Source organism: Nonomuraea longispora (assembly GCF_004348345.1).
GTDB lineage: Bacteria > Actinomycetota > Actinomycetes > Streptosporangiales > Streptosporangiaceae > Nonomuraea > Nonomuraea longispora.
This window is the reverse complement of sequence record NZ_SMJZ01000017.1, coordinates 57,257-71,917: the sequence shown is the minus strand read 5'-3', so window position 1 is coordinate 71,917 and position 14,661 is coordinate 57,257. Positions and strand designations below refer to the sequence as shown.

Below are 14,661 nucleotides of genomic sequence, written 5' to 3'. Positions count from 1 at the left end.
GGAGCGGGGAGTTCGGTGCGGTGGGCCTGGATGCGCTCCAGCGCCGTGCGCAGCGCATCCGCGGGCGGCTCGACCACCTCCAGCTGGGCGGTGAACCGGGCCGCCTCCTCGGCCAGCAGGGTGCGTACCCGCTCGCGCAGGTCCTCCCTGGCCCGCACGGTCAGCGTACGCACCGCCTGGTCGCCGAAGACGGCCTCCAGCAGCTTCTGGGTCAGCACGCTCGTCCCGCCGGCGATCCCCACCTCGATCCCGGTCAACCCTCCTGTGGAGGCGAACACGCCCAGCATGAGCAGCAGCCCGGCCCCGTTCACCCCGAAGGACGCCACGCGCGCGGTCGTGCGCCTGTCGGCCCCCTCCTCGCGTACGAGGTCGAGCACGAACTCCTGCCACCCCCGCACCGCCGCCTCGACCCGCTTGGCCAGTTCGGGCGAGGCACGGCCGAGCCGGGCGGACTCGACCGCGCCGAGCCGTTCGAGCAGCCCGGGGCCGCCGGGCGCGGCGGACCACCCTTCCAGGGCACGTTCGGCGGCGCCGTCGGCGGCGCCCCTGATGAGGGACTCGACGCCGCTCTCCAGGGCGTCCCTGAGCCGGAGCTCGGGCACCCGTCCCGTGAAGAAGCCGACGACGCGGTCGCGCAGCCGGCCGACCCGGCTCTCCAGCGAGCGCATGAGGTCGCCGGTGCCGATGAAGTCCTGCCAGCGGGCCAGCACCTCACCCCGCAGCAGCGACCCGTCGCGCATGCCTTCGTCGAAGTCGGCCATGCCACCGGCGTACGCTCCCGTGACGATCGAGCGCAGGCCGTCGAAGGCGGCGCGCTGGCGGTCGACGGCCCCGGCCAGCGAGGGCACCCGGGTTGCGAGGCTGTCGAGCGCCCCCGACAGCGTCCGGCGTACGACGCGGGACCTTTCGGCGGCGTCGGCGGCCAGCTCCGTGAGCCAGTCGGCGACGGGCCGCACCGTCTCGCGGGGCAGCCGGGCCTTCTCGTCGGGCAGCGGCACCTCGGGGACGGTGAACAGCCGGGTGTCCTCCAGGCCGTTCTCGGCGAGGAGGCGGGACAGGTCGCGCGAGACGGGCTCGAGGGCGTCGGACGGCACCCTGTCGAGGACGACGGCGAGCGCGGTGCTGCGTTCGCGGGCGGAACGCAGGAAGCCCCACGGCACCTCGTCTGCGTAGCGGGCCGCGGTGGTGACGAACAACCACAGATCGGCGGCGGCGAGGAGCTGGGCGGCCAGTTGCCTGTTGGCGGTCACCACGGAGTCGATGTCGGGGGCGTCGAGCAGCGCGAGCCCGGCGCCGAGCGCGTCGGAGGTCACCACCCGCAGGGCCCCGGGGCCGTCGCCGGTGCCCCGGGACAGGCCGGGGAGCACGTTCTGGCCCATGAACCAGTCGCGGTCGGCGGGGCTGACCACGAGCGTGGGCACCAGCGTCGTGGGCCGCAGCACGCCCGGCTCGGCGACGTCGGCCCCGACCAGCGAGTTGACCAGCGTGGACTTGCCCGCGCCGGTGGATCCGCCGACGACGGCCAGCAGCGGCGCGTCGAGGGAGCGCAGCCGGGGCAGCAGGTAGTCGTCGAGCTGGCCGGTCAGCTCGCGCAGCGCCCGCCTGTCGGCCGCGCTGTCCCCGATCGCCAGCGGGAACAACTCACGGTCGAGTGGCCGGCGCAGGGTCTCCAACGCGCCCAGCAAGTCCATGAACCCACGCTACCCAGCGTGAACCACATTCACCGGCCCGGTGCCGAGGTGTTGCCGCGCGCTCAGCCCGGGGGCGGCTCTCTCAGCACGTAGCCGACGCTGCGCAGCGTGTGGATGAGCCGCGGCTCGACGTCGTCGACCTTGCGCCTGAGATAGGAGACGTACGACTCGACCACGCCCGCGTCGCCGCCGAAGTCGTAGTTCCAGACGTGGTCGAGGATCTGCGCCTTCGACAAGACGCGCCCGGCGTTGACCATGAAGTAGTGCAGCAGCTTGAACTCGGTCGGCGACAACCGCACCTGCCGGTCGCCCCGCCACACCTCGCGCGCGTCCTCGTCCAGTTCCAGGTCGGCCACCTTGAGCCTGCTGGGAGGACCGCCCTCGCCGCGCGTACGCCGCAGCACCGCGCGGATCCTGGCCTGCACCTCTTCGAGGCTGAACGGCTTGGTCACGTAGTCGTCGCCGACCCGCAGCCCCGCTATCTTGTCCTCGGTGGCGTCGCGGGCGGTCAGGAACAACACGGGCGTGCCGATCCGCTTGGCCACCTCGAACCCGTCGAGGTCGGGCAGCATCACGTCGAGCACGACCAGGTCGGGCGAGGCACGTTCGGCGACCTCGACGGCCTCCTGCCCGTCGGCGGCGGTCAGCACCTCGAAACCGGAGAAGCGCAGGCTGGCGGAGAGGAGGTCCCTGATGCTGGGTTCGTCGTCCACCACCATGATCAGCGCCTCGGGTTTCGTCACCTACTCAGCGTGACAAATTCACCTGAGGGTTTGCTGAAGGCTCACTCCAAGGCAAGTGGGAGTTCCACCCGGAAGGTCGAGCCGTCCTCGGGCGAGCTCTCGACCGTCACCGTGCCGCCGTGGGCCGCCACCAGCGCCTGGACGATCGCCAGGCCGAGCCCACTCCCCCGGTCCTCGCCCGACCGGCGGCGCGAGCGGGCGGAGTCGGCCCGGTAGAAGCGTTCGAAGACCCGGTCGAGCTGGTCGGGGGTGAGCCCGGGGCCGCTGTCGACCACTTCGAGGAAAAGTGTGCCGGCGCCCGCCCCCGCACGCACAGTGATCGGCGTGCCCGGCTCGGTGTGGATGATGGCGTTGGTGACGAGGTTGCTGATGATCTGGCGCAGGCGCACCTCGTCGCCGGAGACGATCAGGGCCGCGCCACCGACCACGTCGAGCTTCACCGTACGGTCGGGCGCCAGGATCCTGGCATCGTGCACGGCGTCGGCCGCCAGCGCCAGCATGTCGACCGGGCGCATCTTCAGCGGGCGCTGCTGGTCCACCCTGGCCAGCAGCAGCAGGTCGTCCACCAGCAGGCTCATCCGCCCGGCGGCCTTCTCGACGCGCTGCATCAGCTCGGTGGGGTCGGCGCCGGGGTTCTGCCTGGCGTACTCGGCGAAGCCGCGGATGGAGGTCAGCGGGGTGCGCAGCTCGTGGGAGGCGTCCCCGACGAACTCGCGCATGCGCACCTCGGAGCGCCTGGCAGCCGCCTCCGAGTCCGACCTGGCGGCGAAGGCGGCCTCGATCTGCGCCAGCATCCCGTTCAGCGACCTGGCCAGGCGGCCCACCTCCGTACGCGGGTCGCCGTCGGGCACCCGCCTGCCCAGCTCGCCGGCCGCGATGGCCTCGGCCGTACGCTCGATCTGGGCGAGGGGACGCATGCTGCGCCGCACGATCGTGATGCCCACGACGGCCAGGATGAGCAGGATGCCGCCACCGCCGAGCAGTTCGATGAGCACGAGCCGCCGGGTGATGGCGTCGACCTCCTCCAGGTCCACCGCGACGACGAGGGTGCGCTTGCGCACCATGCTCTCCAGCACCCGCCACTCGCCGTCGCCCCTGATCGCGGGCGCGTTGTAGGGCTCGGCTCCGGGCGCGGCCTGCAGGATCGGCTTCGGCTTCATGTCGACGTCGCGATGGGTCAGCATCGGCTCGAACATGGCGCCCGGCTCCTTGACCAGCACGATCGCGTCGGACTCGATGGCGATCGGCCGGTCGGAGGTCTCCCTGTCCCTCCTCCAGTCGCTCAGCACCTTCTTGTGCATGCGCAGGCTGAGCAGGTGGAGCTGGCTGTCGACCCGGTCGATGAGGTAGCCGTGCAGGACCGAGACGCTCACCAGGCCGATGAAGGTCATGCCGAAGCCCAGCAGGGCCAGCATCGACGCGATCAGCTTGATCCGCAGCGGCAGGCCGCGCATCAGGGGCTCGGCGGCAGGCGGAGGACGTAGCCGACACCGCGCAGCGTGTGGATGAGCCGCGGGCTGCGATTGTCGATCTTGCGGCGGAGCACGGAGACGTACGACTCGACGATGCCGACCTCGCCCCTGAAGTCGTAGTCCCACACGTGGTCGAGAATCTGCGGCTTGGACAGGACCCGGCCGGCGTTCGTCATGAAGTACCGCAGGAGCTTGAACTCGGTCGGCGACAGCGCCACGGCGTTGCCGCCGCGCCACACCTCGTGGCTCTCCTCGTCCAGCTCGATGTCGGCGAACGTCAGCCTCGGCGGCGCCGACTGCGGCTCCCCGCTCGTACGGCGCAACACCGCGTGGATCCTGGCGATCACCTCCTCCAGGCTGAACGGCTTGGTCACGTAGTCGTCCCCGCCGATGGTGAGTCCGCGGATCTTGTCCTCGGTCTCGTCGCGGGCGGTCAGGAACACCACCGGCGTGCGCAGTCCGCCGCCTCGCAGCCGCCTGACGATCTCGAATCCGTCCAGGTCGGGCAGCATGACGTCGAGCACCACGAGGTCGGGCCTGTGCCGTTGTACGGCGGCCACGGCGTCGAGGCCGCTCTTGGCGGTGGTCACGTCGAAACCCGCGAATCTCAGGCTCGCGGCGAGGAGCTCGAGGATGTTCGGATCGTCCTCGACGATCAGCAGGCGTGCTTCCATCACATCCAAGGATGCACTCATCGGACGGGTGCTGGGACAATTCCGGCAATGTGCCGGGCAATGGCCAGGCTGGACGTCGCGGCGGGCGAGGGTGCGTTGCGTACGAGCACCACCCGCCCGTGTACGTCCACGACGAAGTCGTCGACCATGCGGCCGTCCCGTGACACCGCCTGGGCGCGTACGCCACCCTCGGTGCGCTCCAGGTCGGAAGCGGTGAGCGCGGGGACGTAGCGGCGGGTGGCGCGCAGGAACTCGCGTTTGACGAGGGAGCCGTGGAGTTCCCTGAGTCCGGTACGCCAATGGGCCCGGGCCAGGCGCAACGTCCCCGGCCATCCAAGAATTTGCCGAAAATTGCAGTAGTTTCGCCATCGCACGGCAGAACCGTAACCCTCATAGGCCAGGGCGAGCACCGCGTTCGGCCCCGCCAGCACCCGGCCGTCGGTCTGCCGCGTCAGGTGAACCCCCAGGAACGGGTAGCGCGGATCGGGCACCGGGTAGATCAGCCCCCGGACCAGGTCCTTGGCCGCGCGCTTGAGCGCGTAGAAGTCGCCCCTGAACGGGACGATCCTGACGTCCCCCGGTGAGCCCGCCATCCGGGCCACCGCGTCGGTGTTCAGGCCGCCGCACACCACAAGGCGGTCGAAGGACAATTTCCGCCGTCCGGCCAGCACCTCCACGCCTCCGGGGCGTTCCCTGATCGCCCGGACCGGGTGCGCGAGGCGTACGGACCCGCCCAGCTCCGCCACGTCCTGCGCGAGCCGGCGCGCGACGGCGGCGAAGTCGCAGATCGCGGTGTGCGGCGAGTGGACGGCGCCGACGCCGACCGCGTGCGGCTCGACCTCGCGCAGCGCCAGCCCGTCCAACTCGGTGATGCCCGGCACCCCGTTGGCCCTGGCCCGCTCGGCCAGGGCGCTCAGCCGCGGCCGCTCTGCCGTGGTGCTCGCCACGACCAGCTTGCCGACCTCGTGGTACGGCAGCGCGTGCGCGGCGCAGTAGTCCTTGAGCAGCACCACACCCTCGCGGCACAACCTGGCCTTGAGCGAGCCCGGCGGGTAATAGATGCCCGCGTGCACGACGCCGCTGTTGTGGCCGGTCTGGTGAGCGCCGACGCGGCCCTCCTTCTCCAGCACCGTCACCTCGGCGCCCCTGGACTCGGCCAGCTGCCGCGCCACCGCCAGGCCCACGATGCCCGCGCCCACGATCCCGATCTTCTCCGTCACATGACAATTCTCGGACCTTCCACCCGTGCCCGCCATATCCGGGCGAAAAGGTGGCGACCGTACGTGCTTCTTCGCGGGCCACGGGCTGGTGTCGCATGGACCAGGTGACCGAAGAACCGCCCGAATAGCTGAACTCCCAGTCCAGGACGGCATCGACACGCCGGCCGCCGCCATGACCACCAGCTTCCTGCAGCCTCATGAACCAGAATCGAACGTGAGTACGATGGACCCATGTATCTGCCGCCGGAGTGGCCGCCCGAGGTCCGTCCGCCCAGCGTGCCCGACTGGGAGACCTCGGCGGTGGCCTGGCTGCTCGACGCGGTTCCGCCCGACTACCGCGCCTACGACGTGCTCAGGCGGCACCCCGTCGCGCTGGCCGGCATGGCCAGGCACCACGTCCTCTCAGCCGTCGAGGCCGCCCGCGCGGGTTACCGGGCGGCCGCCGTCGACCTCAAAGGGCACCTGCCGCCGCACGCCATCGAGGCGGTGCTCGACACCTACCGGCAGGAGGGGCCGCGGCTGGTGCGCCTGTCGCGCTCCGTCGAGGTCGTGGAGCGGGCGCTGCGCGGCGACCTGTTCACCGCCACGATGCGTGGGCTCGGGCGGCCTTCAGGTCCCCCACCGGGCTGAGGCAGGACGTCCGCACGCCAACGGACCGACCGGTCCCTGGAACGGCGTGGTGCTGGTCAACGTGGTCGGCGGTCTCATCGGCGCCGGGTTGGTGCGGGTCGCGTCGGGGTTCACGTTCGCCCGGGCCGCGATCATCGCGGCGATCGCCGGCACGATGCGGCGCTCCGGCCGTTGACCGGCGGGAGCTCAGCGGGTACGGCGGGCCAGTAACGTGATGACGCCCACGGCAGTGGCGGCCGCGATCAGCCAGATGAGCACGTCCTTGACCGTCAGGCCGGACGCGCCGGAGTCGGAGGCCGCCCGCGTCGACCCGGCTGCCTCCTCGTCACGGGTCTCCTCCGGGGTCGCTTCGGGTGTCGGGGTGGGGGTGGCACGCTCGGGCAGCGGCACCCGGTAGACCGGGCTGCGCGGCCCCTCCGAGCCGACCAGCAGCGCCGTGCCGTCGGCGGTGTAGGCGATCGACTCGGCCTGTTCGAGCTCCGGCATCGTCACCTTGGCGATCGTCTCGCCGGAGGGCCGGTAGAGGGTGGCGGAGAAGTAGGTGCGGATGACGTACGACGAGCCGTCGGGGGCGTAGGCGGCGTCCGTGGCCATGATGGGGGCGCCGGCGACCTTGCGCAGGATGTTCGTCCGGCCGGTACGAAGTCTCTTCGGCGCCGCGTAGACCGAGCCCGCGAACTCCTTGGACACCACGTAGAGCCGGCCGGACCTGGGGTTGATCATGAGCCCTTCGGCGTTGCGGGCCCCGTCGGCGTAGCGGAAGCGGTAGCGGGTCGCGGGCAGGGTGGCGTCGCGCAGCGTTCGCGGCTCCATGACGCGATAAACGGAAATGTCGGGCCAGGCGCCGTCCAGATTGTCGCCGATGTCGGCAAACCAGAGCACGCCCCGGCCCGTCTCCGGGTCCTTGGACGCCGCCATCGCCTCCCAGTCCCGCGCCTGGGCGCCCTGCACCTGGAAGGTCGCCTTCGTACGGCCCTTCCCGTCGACGGCGTAGAAGGTGGGGGCGGCGGCGCTGTCGTTGTGCGTGTAGTAGACGCCGTCGTGCGTCGGCGACACGGCCAGCCCGCTGGACTCCGTGATTTCGGGATCGCGGAAGGTGAAGAGCTTCTCGGTGCCGTCGTCCGCCGCGTAGGCGGGAACGGCGGACAGACAGCAGATCGCCGTGACGACCGCGAGCACCCTGATCACGACATCCCCCACGCGGCCATCATGCCCCACCCACCGGCCACCCGGTCCGCACGACAGGCCCGGGAACGCACGCCGGAGTGGATGCAGCGCCAAGAATCTCGCTACTCAGCGCCAACGACACCGAACCGGCCGCGTCCTAACCTGGCGACATGATCACAAAAACGAACCGTCTTGCTGTGATGCTCGCCGCTACCGTGATGGCGGGAGGCGCCGCGCTGGTCGCCGCGCCCGCCGCAAGCGCCACCGCCTCGGCCACGACCGCAGCCGTCATCTGTCCCTTCGAGGTGAAGCGGGAGACTCCCAGATGGCGGGGCCCCAACACCCCTCGCTACAACGGAACGTGGAAGGCCGGGAACATCATCAGTGTCTACCAGGGCTCAGCCGAGGGCGGACGGGTGAAGACCACCTCCGGCTACTGGGCCACGGCCTCTCAGCTCACCAGCGCGGGTCAGTGCCGCTCCTGAGCCCTAACCAGCCACCTTGGCGCTGTGGCGGTGGAAACCGGTGCCCTGGAGCCCCACCAGCAGCACGTTGGCCACCGCCATGGCCATCCACAGCCCGGTGATGCCCCAGGTCCTGGCCACGGGAACGGCGGCCAGGACCAGGAGCCCGTACCCGATGGCGAAGTAGCCCAGGCTGGCCCCCGAACGCTTGAGCGCGGTGAGCCCGGTCCCCTGCACCGCCTGGGCCGCGTCGGCCACCGCCGCCAGCGTCATCAGCGGCAGCAGCGCGAGCACGCGTTCGCGTACCGCCGGGTCGTCGCTGAACAGCGTGACCAGCGGCGAGCCGAACGCCAGCAGCAGTCCCGCCCCGGCGAGCGTGGCGGCGAGCGCGAGCAGGGCCGCGCTCCTGTTGGCCCGCCGCGCCGCCGCCGGGTCGGCGGCGCGGGCGATCTCCGGCACCGAGACCTGCCCGATGGCGAGCGAGGCCATCATCATGAACGCGGTGAGCATGGTCAGCACGGCATGCGCGGCGGTGTCGCGCGCGCCGGTCCCGCCCGCCGCGAGAGTGACGACTCCGAGCACCCCGAACTTGATCAGTACGGTGCCCGCCAGCGGCACGCTGACCCTCGCCAGCTTGACGATCTCGCCGATCCGGGGCCTGGCCTGCCCGATGGGGCCGCCGAGCGCGCGGCGCAGCAGGAGACTCGCCACGACCGCCGCCGCGACTCCCCCGACCACCCACGCGATGCCCACCCCGGTCAGCCCGAGCGGCGGCACCAGCGCCACGGTGAGCACGCTCAGCAGCAGCCCGAACGTCAGGGTCGGCCACAGCACGCTGCGGTGGTGCCCGAGCGCCACCAGGATGGTGCTCGCGCCGCCCGTCGAGGCGAAGACGAGGAGGTAGACCGCGACGAGGTACGGCAGCGCGCCCAGCTCGCGCACCACCTCGCCGGGCACCCCCGTGGCGTGCGCCAGCAGCGGAACGCAGGTCACCGCGAGCGCGCCCACCGTGCCGGCGGCCATGGCCAGCCAGCGCGCGTCCCGCACGATCGGCACGGCCGTCGCGGGCGAGTCTTTGTGCTGGGCGACGAACGGCCCGAGCCCGCGCAGCGCTCCCTGCACCGTGGCGGACGCCGGGGTGAGCACGGCGGACATGACGGCGAAGGCGGCGAGGGCCACGGTGTCGTACCGGCCGAGCACGGACGTGACCACCAGCGAGCCGAACATGCCCGTCACCATGGCCAGGAAGAGCGGGACGGCCGCCCTGAGCAGGGCGATCACGAGGGGAGACAGCGCGGCAGGAAGTGCCCCATTTCTCTGTAGATCATGAATGAAGCCTATGGCCTGGAGCACACTCCAGGTACTTAGGGTTGGAAGCATGGACTACGTCAATCTCGGACGCAGCGGGCTCCACGTGAGCCCGCTGTGCCTCGGCACGATGAACTTCGGCCCGCAGACCACGGAGGAAGACTCCTTCGCGATCATGGACAGGGCCCACGAGCTGGGGATCAACTTCTTCGACACCGCCAACGTGTACGGCTGGAAGCTCGGCGAAGGCATCACCGAGAACATCATCGGCCGGTGGTTCGCGCAGGGCGGCGGACGCCGGGAGAAGACGGTGATCGCGACCAAGCTGTACGGCGGGATGAGCGAGTGGCCGAACGACCAGAAGCTGTCGGCGCTCAACATCCGCAAGGCCTGCGACGCCTCACTCAAGCGGCTGCAGACCGACTACATCGACATCTACCAGGCGCACCACATCGACAGGAACACCCCGTTCGACGAGTTCTGGGAGGCCATGGACGTCCTGCGACAGCAGGGCAAGATCATTTACGTGGGGTCGTCGAACTTCGCCGGCTGGCACATCGCCAAGGCCCAGGAGAGCGCCTCCCGGCGCAACTTCAACGGGCTGGTGAGCGAGCAGTCGCACTACAACCTGCTCACCCGAGCGGTCGAGCTTGAGGTGCTGCCCGCCTGTGAGGACTACGGACTCGGCGTGATCCCGTGGAGCCCGCTGGCCGGCGGCCTGCTCGGTGGCGTGCTGCGCAAGATCGACAAGGGCCGTTCGGCCTCGGACACCATGGTCAAGCAGCTCGAGAAGCACCGCGACAAGATCGAGCAGTACGAGAAGTTCTGCGACGAGCTGAACGAGGACCCCGCCTATGTGGCCCTCGCCTGGCTGCTCAAGCAGCGCGCGGTCACCGCGCCGATCATCGGCCCGCGTACGCTGGAGCAGCTCGACGGCAGCATGCGCACCCTGGAGATCGAGCTGGACGAGGACGCCCTGGCCCGCCTGGACGAGATCTTCCCCGGCCACCGCACCGCGCCGGAGGACTACGCCTGGTGAGACTCAGGTCAGCAGCGTGCCGATCACGACGATCAGCAGCAGCAGGCCGAGCACGATGGGCAGCAACCAGGAGCGAGGACGGTCCACGCCCTGGAGCCTAGCCCCGCCCGGAGGATGCGAGCGCCCATTCGGCGAGTGACTCGTACCTCACCTGCGGTCCTGTGTGGCTGCGGACGAGACGGACGTGCTCCGCCCGCCACGGCGAGCCGCTGAATCCCGACAGCGACTCGATCAGCGGGCGGAGGTCCGTCTCCGTCTTGGCCCTGGCCAGCGTCAGATGCGGGTGAAACCGTTTGCCGTCCGTCTGCGCGGCCCCCGCCCTGCGGGCGCCCGCCTTGACGGAGTGGGCGAGCCGGGTCATGGAGTCGCCCGTGACGCCCACCCACAGGACCCGCGCCCTGCGGGCGGACGAGAACCCGCCGAACCCGTCGAGGGCCAGGTCGAGCGCGCTGTGGCGGTGTACGGCACGGGCCAGGCGCGACTCCAGCTCGGGCAGCGCCCGCTCGGGCACCTCGCCGAAGAACGCCAGCGTGATGTGCCAGGTGGCCCGGCCGGGCCAGCGCAGGCCCGGCACCTGCCCGACGTGCGGCGCGATCGCGCGGGAGAGCTCGTCCAGCACCTCGTCGGGCGGCACCAGGGCAGCGAAGAGCCTCATGCCATCCGATTGTGCCCCGTGGCCGGGGCCGGTCACTCAGGCCGTGGCGAGGCTCGGCCTGCGTACCCGCCGGCTGATCAGCCGTGTCACGAGGACCGCCAGTCCCGTGCCCGCGAGGACGAGCACGCCCGACAGCATGACGCCCGCCCGCGGCCCGCCCAGCTCGGACAGCCAGCCGATGAGCGGCGCCCCGAGCGGCGCCCCGCCGGTGAAGACCAGCATGTAGATGCCCATGACCCGCCCCCGCATGTCGGGGGAGGTGGCGAGCTGGACGCTGGCGTTCGCGGCCGTGTTGATGGTGATCAACGCGATGCCGGTGGGAACCAGCAGCAGCAGGTAGACGGGGTAGAACGGGGCCAGCGCCGTCGCTATCTGGAACAGGCCGAAGCCGATCGCCCCGGCGAAGAGCACCTTGCGCGACAACCGCGCCCTGCGCGCCGCCAGCAGCGCCCCTCCGAGCGCGCCCACCGCGAACATGCTGGAGGCCAGGCCGAACGAGGACGCGCCGGCCTTGAACACCTCGCGCGCCATGAGCGCGATCGACATCGAGAACGACTGCGAGAACATCGACACGAACCCGATGAGCAGCACAGGCATAAGCAGTTCCTCGTGCCGCACCACGTAGCGCAGCCCCTCGCGGAGCTGGCCTCTGGCTCTCGGCACGGGCTCGGAGACGTTCAGCTCCGACCTGCGCATGAAGACCAGGCTGGAGATCACGGCGCCGAACGTCAGCGCGTTGATCAGGAAGATCGGGCCGGTCCCGCCCAGCACGTAGATCAGCAGACCGGCGAGCGCCGGGCCGACCACACGGGCCAGGTTGAAGATGGAGCTGTTCAGGGCGATCGCGTTGGGCAGATCGTTACGGCCGACCATCTCGACCACGAACGCCTGCCGGGTCGGCACCTCGACGCAGGAGATCATGCCGAGCAGGAACGCCATCGCGTACACGTGCCACACCTGGGCCGCGCCGGTCATCGTCAGCACGCCTATGGTCAGTGCGAGAGAGGCCATCAGCACCTGGGCGGTGACGAGGATGGGCCGCTTGGGATAGCGGTCGGCCAGCACGCCGCCGAACATGCCGAACAGCAGCATGGGCAGGAACTGCAGCGCGGTCGCGGTGCCGAGCGCCGCCGCGCTGCCGTTGGTCAGGTCGAGCACCAGCCAGTCCTGGGCGGTGCGCTGCAGCCAGGTGCCGACGTTGGAGACCGCGCCCCCGGCTGCGAACATGCGGTAGTTGTAAACCCTGAGCGACCGGAACATCCCGGTCCTGGGTTCGTCAGGCTCCTCTATATCCGGCTGAGCTTCTCCAGAATGGGTGCCGCCTGCCGCAGAATCGCCCTCTCCTCGGAGGACAGGTCTTTCAACCGCTGTGTCAGCCACGCCTCCTTGCGGCGTCGCTCCTCCTTCAGGAGTTTCTCGGCGGCCTCGGTCACGGTCACGGTCACCTGGCGCCGGTCGATCGGGTGCGGCGTGCGCGCGACCAGGCCGCGCTCCTCGAGCTTGGCGATCACGCGCGTCATCGAGGGCGGCTGCACCTTCTCGAGCTCGGCCAATTCGCCGGGGGTTATCCCGGAATGCCGTTCCACGGCGGCGAGCGTCGCGAACTGGGTGGGCGTCAGCGAGTGTGCCGCTGCTTGTCGTCGTAGGCGCCTGGTCAGCCTTGCCATAGAAACGCGCAAGGCCGAAGCCAGGCCTGCGTCGCTGCGCAGGTCCGTCTTGTGCTGGGGTTTGGTTAGCATGAGTCATTACCTTTGCTAACTATAAGGGAAGCCGGAGTATTTCCCTAATCGGTTCTTGCCCTCCTGGATACCAGGAAGCCGCCCCGCATGCGCAGGGCGGCTTCCACCTGGTCAGACACCGAAGAGCGCGCGGATCGGGCCGATCGCGAAGTAGAGCACGAAGAGGATCGTGACCGCCCACAGCAGCGGGTGGATCTCCCTCGCCCTGCCCCGCACCACCTTGATCAGCACGTAGCTGACGAAGCCGGCGCCGATGCCGTTCGAGACCGAGTAGGTGAAGGGCATGACCACGACGGTGAGGAACGCCGGGATGGCGATCTCGTAGTCGTTCCAGTCGATGTCGCGGATCGCGGTCATCATCAGGAAGCCGACGACGACCAGCGCGGGGGCCGCGGCCTCGTACGGCACCACCGTGACGAGCGGCGCGAAGAAGATCGCCACCAGGAACAGCACGCCGGTGACCACGCTCGCCAGCCCCGTACGCGCGCCCTCGCCGACTCCTGCGGCCGACTCGATGTAGGTGGTGTTGGAGGAGACGGAGCCCGCGCCGCCCGCCGCCGCGCCGATCGAGTCGACGAGCAGGATCTGCTTCGTACGCGGGAGCGTACCGTCCTCCTGGATCAGGTTCGCCTGGCGACCGACGCCCACCATGGTCCCCATGGTGTCGAAGAAGTCGGTGATGAGCAGAGTGAAGACGAACAACACGGCCAGCAGCACCGAGATCCGGCTGAACGCCCCGAAGGGGTCGAACTCCGTGAACAGCACCAGCGGGTTGTGGAAGCCGAGGACCTGTTCGGGCATCGTGGGCACGTTCAGCTGCCAGCCGCCGGGGTTCTCGGCCGAGAACGCGCCCGACTTGGTGAGCAGCTCCACGATGATCGCCAGCACGGTCGTGCCCACGATGCCGAGCAGGATCGCGCCCTTGACCTTCCGCGCCACCATCGCCGCCGTCGCCAGCAGCCCGACCACGAACACGAAGATCGGCCACGAGGTGAGGTTGCCCCCGATGCCCATCTCCAGCGGCGGCCCCGCCGGCACCCGCCGTACGAACCCGGCGTCCACGAAACCGATCAGCGCGATGAACAAACCGATGCCGACGCTGATCGCGGTCTTGAGCTGTGCGGGAATGGCGCGGAACACCGCCACCCTGAGCCCGGTCAGCACCAGGACGGCGATGATGACGCCTTCGAGGAAGACCAGGCCCATGGCCTCCTCCCACGTCATCACACTGGCCAGGTTGAAGGTGACGAAGGCGTTCAGGCCGAGCCCGGCCGCCATGGCGAACGGCACGCGGGCGATGACGCCCATGAGGATCGTCAGCACGCCCGCCACGAAGGCGGTCCCCGCCGCGACCAGCGCCACGTTCGGCGTGGTGCCGTCGCCGATGACCTGTTTCTCCACATCCGTGCCGGTGGCGATGATGATCGGGTTCAGCACCACGATGTAGGCCATGGTGAAGAACGTGGCCAGGCCGCCCCGCACCTCGCGGGAGAGCGTGGAACCTCGTGCCGAGATTGCGAAGAAACGATCTATTTTGTTACGTGTGTCGCTCACGACGCGAACAGTGGCAGTCGCGGTGAGCTGCGGAAAGAGCCAGTAATGATTTCGAGACCCTATTGCAAGCTAGGGTGGACACGTGAAGCAGGAGTGGCACCCCGACCCTGAGCCGATCGAGACCAACGACACCGCCGCCGTGGCCGTCGGCACCGCCGTCTGGGCCGTCGCCCTGGTCGCCCTGCTGCTCTTCCGCCCCGCCCCGGAGAACACGTGGTGGATCTGGACCTGCGTGACCGGGGTCGCCTTCGGCCTGTTCGGCATCTGGTTCGTGCGCAGATCCGGCCGGGAGTGACCGGAGTCGT

At 70.1% G+C, this 14,661-nt stretch carries 16 protein-coding genes; 5 read left to right on the top strand and 11 right to left on the bottom strand.

The genetic code is table 11. The features are described from left to right. The 5 genes from E1267_RS07510 to lhgO form a co-directional block, all read right to left on the bottom strand. On the bottom strand, positions 1-1,691 hold a 1,691-nt coding region (locus tag E1267_RS07510), incomplete at its 3' end, for a P-loop NTPase family protein (RefSeq protein ID WP_132331138.1). Positions 1,692-1,753: 62 nt separating this feature from the next. Further along, positions 1,754-2,410 (bottom strand): response regulator transcription factor, encoded by a 657-nt coding sequence (locus tag E1267_RS07505; protein ID WP_132331153.1) that lies wholly within the window; start codon positions 2,408-2,410, stop codon positions 1,754-1,756. Between the two features lie 65 nt (positions 2,411-2,475). Next, positions 2,476-3,888 carry a sensor histidine kinase gene (locus E1267_RS07500; RefSeq protein ID WP_132331136.1) on the bottom strand — a complete coding sequence of 471 codons (1,413 nt, stop codon included), beginning with the start codon at positions 3,886-3,888 and terminating at the stop codon, positions 2,476-2,478. After that, on the bottom strand, positions 3,888-4,580 hold the full coding sequence (locus E1267_RS07495; RefSeq protein ID WP_246063592.1) for a response regulator transcription factor: 693 nt from the start codon (positions 4,578-4,580) through the stop codon (positions 3,888-3,890). Before E1267_RS07495 ends, E1267_RS07500 begins: the two co-directional genes overlap by 1 nt. Before the next feature lie 17 nt (positions 4,581-4,597). Beyond that, on the bottom strand, positions 4,598-5,836 hold the full coding sequence (lhgO, locus tag E1267_RS07490; RefSeq protein ID WP_132331132.1) for an L-2-hydroxyglutarate oxidase: 1,239 nt from the start codon (positions 5,834-5,836) through the stop codon (positions 4,598-4,600). A 195-nt stretch (positions 5,837-6,031) separates the two neighbouring features. Here lhgO and E1267_RS07485 point away from each other — a divergent pair, with 195 nt between their 5' ends. Together E1267_RS07485 and E1267_RS47150 are read left to right on the top strand one after the other, a co-directional pair. After that, positions 6,032-6,430 carry a hypothetical protein gene (locus E1267_RS07485; protein WP_132331130.1) on the top strand — a complete coding sequence of 133 codons (399 nt, stop codon included), beginning with the start codon at positions 6,032-6,034 and terminating at the stop codon, positions 6,428-6,430. A 49-nt stretch (positions 6,431-6,479) separates the two neighbouring features. Further along, a complete protein-coding gene (locus E1267_RS47150; RefSeq protein ID WP_281283597.1) occupies positions 6,480-6,605 on the top strand; it encodes a hypothetical protein in 126 nt (41 codons plus the stop codon). Between the two features lie 11 nt (positions 6,606-6,616). On the opposite strand, the gene E1267_RS07480 is transcribed toward E1267_RS47150, so the two are convergent. Further along, positions 6,617-7,630 carry an esterase-like activity of phytase family protein gene (locus E1267_RS07480; RefSeq protein WP_132331128.1) on the bottom strand — a complete coding sequence of 338 codons (1,014 nt, stop codon included), beginning with the start codon at positions 7,628-7,630 and terminating at the stop codon, positions 6,617-6,619. Positions 7,631-7,767: 137 nt separating this feature from the next. On the opposite strand from E1267_RS07480, the gene E1267_RS07475 reads away from it, so the two are divergent. After that, a complete protein-coding gene (locus E1267_RS07475) occupies positions 7,768-8,082 on the top strand; it encodes a hypothetical protein (protein WP_132331126.1) in 315 nt (104 codons plus the stop codon). A 3-nt stretch (positions 8,083-8,085) separates the two neighbouring features. Here E1267_RS07475 and E1267_RS07470 read toward each other — a convergent pair whose 3' ends face one another. Beyond that, complete coding sequence (locus E1267_RS07470) at positions 8,086-9,342, bottom strand: MATE family efflux transporter (RefSeq protein ID WP_132331124.1); 1,257 nt, start codon at positions 9,340-9,342, stop codon at positions 8,086-8,088. A 97-nt stretch (positions 9,343-9,439) separates the two neighbouring features. Between E1267_RS07470 and E1267_RS07465 the strand changes: the two genes are divergently transcribed. Next, on the top strand, positions 9,440-10,408 hold the full coding sequence (locus E1267_RS07465) for an aldo/keto reductase (RefSeq protein ID WP_132331123.1): 969 nt from the start codon (positions 9,440-9,442) through the stop codon (positions 10,406-10,408). A 97-nt stretch (positions 10,409-10,505) separates the two neighbouring features. Here E1267_RS07465 and thpR read toward each other — a convergent pair whose 3' ends face one another. The 4 genes from thpR to E1267_RS07445 all read right to left on the bottom strand — a co-directional run bounded on the left by thpR (position 10,506) and on the right by E1267_RS07445 (position 14,356). Then, a complete protein-coding gene (thpR, locus tag E1267_RS07460; protein ID WP_132331121.1) occupies positions 10,506-11,063 on the bottom strand; it encodes an RNA 2',3'-cyclic phosphodiesterase in 558 nt (185 codons plus the stop codon). 36 nt (positions 11,064-11,099) lie between these two features. Further along, positions 11,100-12,323, bottom strand: a complete 1,224-nt coding sequence (locus E1267_RS07455; protein WP_132331119.1) for an MFS transporter — start codon at positions 12,321-12,323, stop codon at positions 11,100-11,102. A 26-nt stretch (positions 12,324-12,349) separates the two neighbouring features. After that, positions 12,350-12,802, bottom strand: coding sequence for a MarR family winged helix-turn-helix transcriptional regulator (locus E1267_RS07450; protein WP_132331117.1), 453 nt, complete (start codon positions 12,800-12,802; stop codon positions 12,350-12,352). A 111-nt stretch (positions 12,803-12,913) separates the two neighbouring features. Further along, complete coding sequence (locus E1267_RS07445; RefSeq protein WP_132331115.1) at positions 12,914-14,356, bottom strand: NCS2 family permease; 1,443 nt, start codon at positions 14,354-14,356, stop codon at positions 12,914-12,916. Between the two features lie 82 nt (positions 14,357-14,438). On the opposite strand from E1267_RS07445, the gene E1267_RS07440 reads away from it, so the two are divergent. Continuing rightward, complete coding sequence (locus tag E1267_RS07440) at positions 14,439-14,651, top strand: DUF2530 domain-containing protein (protein WP_132331113.1); 213 nt, start codon at positions 14,439-14,441, stop codon at positions 14,649-14,651. The last annotated feature ends 10 nt before the right edge of the window (positions 14,652-14,661 follow it).

Coding starts and splice junctions, on each gene's coding strand:
- E1267_RS07495 (WP_246063592.1), bottom strand. CDS start 4,580: ATGGAAGCACGCCTGCTGATCGTCGAGGACGATCCGAACATCCTCGAG.
- thpR (WP_132331121.1), bottom strand. CDS start 11,063: ATGAGGCTCTTCGCTGCCCTGGTGCCGCCCGACGAGGTGCTGGACGAG.
- E1267_RS07455 (WP_132331119.1), bottom strand. CDS start 12,323: ATGTTCCGGTCGCTCAGGGTTTACAACTACCGCATGTTCGCAGCCGGG.
- lhgO (WP_132331132.1), bottom strand. CDS start 5,836: ATGGCGGGCACGGGTGGAAGGTCCGAGAATTGTCATGTGACGGAGAAG.
- E1267_RS07500 (WP_132331136.1), bottom strand. CDS start 3,888: ATGCGCGGCCTGCCGCTGCGGATCAAGCTGATCGCGTCGATGCTGGCC.
- E1267_RS07485 (WP_132331130.1), top strand. CDS start 6,032: ATGTATCTGCCGCCGGAGTGGCCGCCCGAGGTCCGTCCGCCCAGCGTG.
- E1267_RS07450 (WP_132331117.1), bottom strand. CDS start 12,802: ATGCTAACCAAACCCCAGCACAAGACGGACCTGCGCAGCGACGCAGGC.
- E1267_RS07465 (WP_132331123.1), top strand. CDS start 9,440: ATGGACTACGTCAATCTCGGACGCAGCGGGCTCCACGTGAGCCCGCTG.
- E1267_RS07475 (WP_132331126.1), top strand. CDS start 7,768: ATGATCACAAAAACGAACCGTCTTGCTGTGATGCTCGCCGCTACCGTG.
- E1267_RS07505 (WP_132331153.1), bottom strand. CDS start 2,410: ATGGTGGTGGACGACGAACCCAGCATCAGGGACCTCCTCTCCGCCAGC.